Source organism: Rhodosalinus sp., from assembly GCF_041685465.1.
In the GTDB taxonomy this organism is placed as follows: Bacteria; Pseudomonadota; Alphaproteobacteria; order Rhodobacterales; family Rhodobacteraceae; genus Rhodosalinus.
In genome coordinates this window covers 1-6,919 of record NZ_JAWLFS010000161.1, presented here as the reverse complement: position 1 = coordinate 6,919, position 6,919 = coordinate 1, and the positions used below count along the sequence as shown (strand labels likewise).

The following is a 6,919-nucleotide window of genomic DNA, read 5'->3' as shown; positions in this document are numbered from 1 at the left end:
GTCTGGCTCGCGATGGCCCAGGGCAGCACGCTCATGTCCATCGCCCGGTCGTGCACGATGCCCACCGCCAGCAGCACGCCCAGCGTCGTGCCGATCCCGAAGCCGAGAAGCGTCGCCGACAGCGTCACCCAACCGTGCCAGACGAGGCTGCGCTTCGAGGAGGGCGGCGTCCCGACCGTCGTTTTCCAGAGTTCCGCCACCACCTGGTGCGGCGCCGGCAGCCGCGGCCGGTCGAGCGCGAAGCTGCCGCCAAGCTGCCCCGGATTGGCCGCCACCAGCGCCCAGCGCCCCGCCTCCCGCCGCTCGGCAGGCGAGGCCGGCACCACCTCCGCCCCCGCGCGTTCGGCGACGGTCAGCGTCTCCTTCACGTTCATCGGAACCGCGGCCGCGTACCAGAGCGCCAGGATCCCCAGCACCACGGCGAGCACCGGCGCCGCCCGGAGCCGCAGCCAGCGCCACGCGCGCAGCCCGCTGCGCCCCGTGCCCGCTCCCGGCGCGGCGATCTCGGTGACGGAGGTCACTGCCGCACCTCCGCCGCACGGCAGGGCCCCGTCCTTCTTCTTGGGGACAAGTATCCTCGGGGGGTGAATGGCGCGCGCCCGCGCGCCAGAGGGGGGCAGACAGCCCCCCTGCGCGGCGCCGCCGCGCGCGACGGGGTCTGCCACCGCGCGCCCGTCATGCCGCGTGCCCCGCGTGCAGCCCCTCGCGGACGCGGTGGGCGATCTCGATGAACTCGGGCGTGTCGCGGATCTCGAGCGGGCGCTCGGCCGGCAGCGGGCTCTCGATCACGTCGCTGATCCGGCCCGGGCGCGGCGACATCACGACGATCCGCGTCGAGAGATAGACCGCCTCGGGGATCGAATGGGTGACGAAGGCGATCGTCTTGCCCGTCCGCGCCCAGAGCGCGAGCAGTTCCTCGTTGAGCCGGTCGCGCACGATCTCGTCGAGCGCGCCGAAGGGCTCGTCCATCAGCAGGATGTCGGCGTCGAAGGCGAGCGCCCGGGCGATCGAGGCGCGCTGCTGCATGCCGCCAGAGAGCTGCCAAGGGTACTTCTTCTCGAACCCGGCGAGGTCCACGAGCTCGAGCACCCGGGCCACGCGCGTGGCTTGCTCCGATCTGGAAAAGCCCATGATCTCGAGCGGCAGGCGCACGTTGCCGCCGATGGTGCGCCACGGGTAGAGGCCCGCGGCCTGGAAGACGTAACCGTAGGCGCGGGCGCGGCGCGCCGCGTCGGGCGTCATGCCGTTGACGGACATGGTACCCGAGGTCGGCGTCTCGAGCGCGGCGATCACCCGCAGGAGCGTGGTCTTGCCGCAGCCCGAGGGGCCGATGAAGCTCACGAACTCACCGCGGCCGACGGTGAGGTTCACGTCCTTGAGCGCCTGCACCTCGCCGTCCCCGGTCTGGAAGACGAGGTTCAGGTCTTCGGCGGCGATCGCGGCTTCGGCCCCACGGGTGTCCTTCATCGCCTTCGCGCCCCCTCGCTGCGCATCCGTCCTCGCTCTGCTCAAACCCCGCTCGCCGGGATGCCGCTGCGCTCCACCTTGCGCGGCGAGGTCAGCTCCTTCCAGGTGGAGAGCGCCTTGTTCACCGGGCCGTTGGGCGGGCGCTTCACGAAGTCGCCGTGGCCGGGCTCGGTGCGCATGTCCCCGTCGTGCACGGCCACCTTGCCACGGGTCAGCGTGAAGCGCGGCAGGCCCTTCACGTGTTTGCCCTCGAAAACATTGTAGTCGATGATCGACTGCTGTGTCTCGACGGTAATCGTCTTTTCCTTGTCGGGGTCCCAGACGACGATGTCGGCGTCGGCGCCCTCGAGGATCGCGCCCTTGCGCGGGTAGACGTTCAGGATCTTCGCGATGTTGGTCGAGGTCACGGCCACGAATTCCTGCATCGTGAGCCGCCCGGTGCGCACCCCGTGGGTCCAGAGCATCGGCATCCGGTCCTCCAGCCCGCCGGTGCCGTTCGGGATCTTGGTGAAATCACCCACGCCGTAGCGCTTCTGATCGGTGGTGAAGGCGCAGTGGTCGGTGGCCACGACCGAGAGGCTGCCGCTCGCCAGACCGTTCCAGAGGCTGTCCTGATGCTGCTGGTCGCGGAAGGGCGGCGACATCACGCGCCGCGCGGCGTGGTCCCAGTCCTTGTCGAAGTATTCGCCCTCGTCGAGGGTCAGGTGCTGGATCAGCGGCTCGCCCCAGACACGCTTGCCCTGCATCCGCGCGCGGCGGATCGCCTCGTGCGCCTGTTCGCAGGACACATGCACGATGTAGAGCGGCACGCCGGCCATGTCGGCGATCATGATGGCGCGGTTCGCGGCCTCGCCCTCCACCTCGGGCGGGCGGGAATAGGCGTGCGCCTCGGGACCGTTGTTGCCCTCGGCGAGGTATTTCTGCTGCAGGTCGGCCACCACGTCGCCGTTCTCCGCATGCACCAGCGGGATGCCGCCCAGTTCCTTGACGCGCTGGAAGGAGGCGAAGAGCTCGTCGTCGTTCACCATCAGCGCGCCCTTGTAGGCCATGAAGTGCTTGAAGGTGTTGATGCCTCGCTCGGTGACGTCCTTCATCTCGTTGAAGACCTGCTCGCCCCACCAGGTGATCGCCATGTGGAAGGAGTAGTCGCAGTTCGCGGCGGTGGACTTGTTGTCCCACATCTGGATCGCGTCGAGCAGACCCTGTCCCGGCTGCGGCAGGGCGAAGTCCACGATCATCGTGGTGCCGCCGGCGAGCGCGGCGCGCGTGCCGCTCTCGAAGTTCTCGGCGGAGTAGGTGCCCATGAAGGGCATCTCCATGTGCGTGTGCGGGTCGATCCCGCCGGGCATGACGTAGCAGCCCGTGGCATCGAGCACCTCGTCGCCCTTGAGATCCCTGCCGATCTCCGCGATGCGGCCGTTCTCGACCAGCACGTCGGCCTCGTAGACCAGATCGGCCGTCACGATGGTGCCGCCCTTGATCACCTTGCTCATTGGCATCGTCTCCCTGTTGTCTGTCACGGCCCGGCGGCCCGGGCGTCCACGCCGGCGCGCCCGTCCGTCACGCGGCCGGGGCGGCGGCGCAGGTCACTCGACGATCTCCGCCGTCTCGAGCACGGCATGCATCAGCACGTCGGTGCCCGCGGTCGCCCAGTCCTTGCTGATCTCTTCCGCCTCGTTGTGCGAAAGGCCGTCGACGCAGGGACACATGACCATCGCCGTGGGCGCCACGCGGTTGATCCAGCAGGCGTCGTGCCCCGCCCCCGAGACGAGCTCGCGGTGCGAATAGCCGAGGCGCTCGGCCGCGTCGCGCACCGCCTGCACGCAGTCCGCGTCGAATTCCACCGGGTCGAAGCCGCCCACCTTCTCGAATGCGACCTCGAGCCCCATGTCCGCGCAGATCTTCTCCGCCCCGGCGCGCAGGCGCGCCTCCATGTCCTTGATGACGGCAAGCTCGGGCGAGCGGAAATCGACCGTGAAGACCGCCTTGCCCGGGATCACGTTGCGCGAGTTCGGGTAGACGTCGATATGACCGGCCGCGCCGACCGCGTGCGGCGCATGGCTCAGCGCGATTTCTTCCACCAGTTCCAGCACCCGCGCCATGCCGAGCCCGGCGTTCCTGCGCATCGGCATCGGGGTGGAGCCCGTGTGCGCGTCCTTGCCGGTGATCGTCACCTGCGTCCAGGAAAGGCCCTGCCCGTGGGTGACGACGCCCACGTCCTTGCCCTCGGCCTCGAGGATGGGCCCCTGTTCGATGTGCAGCTCGAAGAAGGCATGCATCGGGCGCGCGCCCACCGGCTCCTCGCCCTGCCAGCCGATGCGCTCGAGCTCGTCGCCGAAGCGCCGGCCCTCCGCATCGGTCCGGTCGTAGGCCCATTGCTCGTCGTGCACCCCCGCGAAGACTCCGGACGACAGCATGGCGGGGGCGAAGCGGGTGCCCTCCTCGTTGGTCCAGTTGGTCACGACGATCGGGTGCTTCGTGCGGATGCCCAGATCGTTCATGGTGCGGATGACCTCCAGCCCGCCGAGCACGCCGAGCACGCCGTCGTACTTGCCGCCCGTGGGCTGCGTGTCGAGATGGGAGCCCACGTAGACCGGCAGCGCCTCGGGGTCCGCCCCCTCGCGCCGGGCGAACATGTTGCCCATCGTGTCGAGCCCCATCGTGAGGCCGGCGTCCTCGCACCAGCGCTGAAACAGGGTGCGCCCCTCGGCGTCCGCGTCGGTCAGCGTCTGCCGGTTGTTGCCGCCGGCGACGCCGGGCCCGATCCGCGCCATTTCCATGAGGCTGTCCCAGAGACGGTCCGCGTCGATCCGCAGGTTCTCGCCCGGTGCGGCCATGTGCATGCTCTCCCCGTTGGCTGGCCGCCTGCGCATCGCGCGGCGGCTCCGGCTTTTGACCATTTGGTAAATCCACGATTGCAATGCCCCCGCACCCTGTCAAGGATTGACGGTGCCCACGGGCCACGCGAGACGAAAGCGGATCAATTCCTGCACAAGGCGCCACCAGAGGCATGCAGAGACCGGCCGACACGCCCGCCAAGAAGCCGAGCCGCATCCAGACGCGCAATCGCCGCCGCATCCTCGAAGCGGCGCTCGACGTGTTCTCGGTGGAGGGCTACCGCGGCGCGACGCTCGACCAGATCGCGCAGGCGGCGGGGCTCTCGAAGCCGAACATCCTCTACTATTTCGACGGGAAGGAGGCGATCCACGTCACGCTCCTGAACGCGATGATGGAGACCTGGGTCGAGCCGCTGCGCCGCCTCGACCCGGAGGGCGAGCCGCTGGACGAGCTTCTGCGCTACATCCGCCGCAAGCTGGAGATGAGCCGGGAATACCCGCGCGAAAGCCGCCTCTTCGCGAACGAGATCGTGCAGGGCGCGCCCCGCATGCGCCCGCACCTCGAGCACGGTCTGAAGCCGCTGGTGGACGAGAAGGCGGCGCTGATCGCGCGCTGGGTGGACGAGGGGCGCCTCGCCCCCGTGGAGCCGCGCCACCTGATCATGTCGATCTGGGCGACGACGCAGCACTACGCCGATTTCGAGGCGCAGATCGCCGTGCTGATGCCCGAGGGCGACGTCTGGGACGACGCGGCGGCGCATGTCGAGGGCATGTTCCGCAAGCTCCTCGCGCCTGAGGCCGGTTAAGCCAGGCTTTACCGTCGTCGGGCAGCCTGCGCGGCATGCTGGACGATGGCTCTCTCCCGCCGCGGCGCAACACGGCCTGGCTGCACCGGCTTTTCGCGGCGAAGGCGGCCCGGCGCGGCGGCGTGCTGCGACGCTCGGTCCGCGACGTGGAGCGCGAGGTCGGGCGCGAGGCGCTCGTCGCGGAGGTGCGCGCCCGCGGCTTTCACCTGATCGAGTGCGGCGGGCAGTTCGTCATCATCTGCAACCCGGGCCAGATGCGCGTCGTCTGCTGAACGCGCGCCGCGGGGGAGATTTTTCGTACGAAAAATCTCCGAAGCCCCGGGCGGGGGCGCTGCCATTTTTCGTACGAAAAATGGCAGCGCCGGTCTCACTCCGCGGCTTCGGCCGCCGGGTTGTTCGGATGCGTCGTCCAGTTGGCGTAGTCGTCGCGCACCACCTTGCCGGTGCGCGGGTCCGTCTCGCCCGCCGGCATGCGGACCATGGTGATGCAGTCCTCCACCGGGCAGACGTTGACGCAGAGGTTGCAGGCCACGCATTCGGCGTCGATCACCTCGAACACGCGGTCGGGCGACATGCTGATCGCCTGGTGGCTCGTGTCCTCGCAGGCCGCGAAGCAACGGCCGCACTTGATGCAGGTGTCCTGGTCGATGCGCGCCTTGGTGACGTAGTTGAGGTTGAGCTCCTGCCAGTCGACCACGTTCGGCACCGCGCGCCCGACGAGATCCTGGACCGAGTCCATCTCCTTCTCGTCGAGATACTGCGAGAGGCCCGAGATCATCTCCTCCACGACCTTGAAGCCGTAGGTCATCGCCGCGGTGCAGACCTGCACGTTGCCCGCGCCGAGGGCGAGGAACTCCGCCGCGTCGCGCCATGTCGTGACGCCGCCGATGCCGCTCACCGGCAGGCGCCCGATCTCGGCGGTGCGCTTGATCTCGGCCACCATGTTGAGCGCGATGGGCTTCACGGCCGGTCCGCAATAGCCGCCGTGCGCGCCCTTGCCGTCGATCGTGGGCTCCGGCGCGAAGAGGTCGAGATCGACCCCTGTGATCGAGTTCACCGTGTTGATCAGGCTCACAGCGTCCGCGCCGCCGGCATGCGCCGCAGCGGCGGGCTTGCGGATGTCCGCGACATTCGGCGTGAGCTTCACGATCACCGGCATCCGGGTGTTCGCCTTGCACCAGCGGGTCACCATCTCGATGTACTCGGGAACCTGTCCCACGGCCGAGCCCATGCCGCGCTCGCTCATGCCGTGCGGGCAGCCGAAGTTGAGCTCCACCCCGTCGGCGCCGGTCTCCTCGACCTTCTTCAGGATCCAGGCCCAGGGCTCCTCCTCGCAGGGCACCATGAGCGAGACGATCATCGCGCGGTCGGGATAGTCGCGCTTGACCGCCTTGATCTCCTCGAGGTTCGTCTCGAGCGGGCGGTCGGTGATGAGCTCGATGTTGTTCATCCCCAGAAGCCGCCGGTCCGGCCCCCAGACCGCGCCGTAGCGCGGGCCGTTGACGTTCACGATATGCGGATCGAGGCCGAGCGTCTTCCAGACGACGCCGCCCCAGCCCGCGTCGAAGGCGCGCCGGACATTGTATTCCTTGTCCGTCGGCGGCGCGGAGGCGAGCCAGAAGGGGTTGGGGGATTTGATCCCGACGAAGTCGGTCGCGAGATTGGCCATTCTGCTTGTCTCCCTGTCGGACGGCGCGCGCGTCAGCGCACCAGCGCCGCGTGGATGTCCTCGGCGGCATCGCGGCCCTCGGCCACCGCCGTCACGGTCAGGTCGTCGCCGCCCGCGGCGCAGTCGCCGCCGGCCCAGAC

At 69.3% G+C, this 6,919-nt stretch carries 6 protein-coding genes and 1 pseudogene; 2 read left to right on the top strand and 5 right to left on the bottom strand.

What is annotated here, in order from left to right:
- The 4 genes and pseudogenes from ACESL7_RS11035 to ACESL7_RS11020 form a co-directional block, all read right to left on the bottom strand.
- Window positions 1-449, bottom strand: a pseudogene (locus ACESL7_RS11035) (ABC transporter permease); the annotation flags it as partial.
- Window positions 450-675: 226 nt separating this feature from the next.
- Window positions 676-1,467, bottom strand: a complete 792-nt coding sequence (locus ACESL7_RS11030; RefSeq protein WP_372893376.1) for an ABC transporter ATP-binding protein — start codon at window positions 1,465-1,467, stop codon at window positions 676-678.
- A 41-nt stretch (window positions 1,468-1,508) separates the two neighbouring features.
- Window positions 1,509-2,960 carry a dihydropyrimidinase gene (gene hydA, locus ACESL7_RS11025; RefSeq protein ID WP_372893375.1) on the bottom strand — a complete coding sequence of 484 codons (1,452 nt, stop codon included), beginning with the start codon at window positions 2,958-2,960 and terminating at the stop codon, window positions 1,509-1,511.
- A 93-nt stretch (window positions 2,961-3,053) separates the two neighbouring features.
- Window positions 3,054-4,304, bottom strand: a complete 1,251-nt coding sequence (locus tag ACESL7_RS11020; protein WP_372893374.1) for a Zn-dependent hydrolase — start codon at window positions 4,302-4,304, stop codon at window positions 3,054-3,056.
- 173 nt (window positions 4,305-4,477) lie between these two features.
- Between ACESL7_RS11020 and ACESL7_RS11015 the strand changes: the two genes are divergently transcribed.
- Complete coding sequence (locus tag ACESL7_RS11015) at window positions 4,478-5,110, top strand: TetR family transcriptional regulator C-terminal domain-containing protein (protein ID WP_372893373.1); 633 nt, start codon at window positions 4,478-4,480, stop codon at window positions 5,108-5,110.
- Between the two features lie 35 nt (window positions 5,111-5,145).
- Window positions 5,146-5,382: a hypothetical protein gene (locus ACESL7_RS11010; RefSeq protein WP_372893372.1), complete on the top strand. Its 237-nt coding sequence runs from the start codon at window positions 5,146-5,148 to the stop codon at window positions 5,380-5,382.
- A 95-nt stretch (window positions 5,383-5,477) separates the two neighbouring features.
- Here ACESL7_RS11010 and preA read toward each other — a convergent pair whose 3' ends face one another.
- Complete coding sequence (gene preA, locus ACESL7_RS11005) at window positions 5,478-6,779, bottom strand: NAD-dependent dihydropyrimidine dehydrogenase subunit PreA (RefSeq protein WP_372893371.1); 1,302 nt, start codon at window positions 6,777-6,779, stop codon at window positions 5,478-5,480.
- Window positions 6,780-6,919 lie beyond the last annotated feature (140 nt).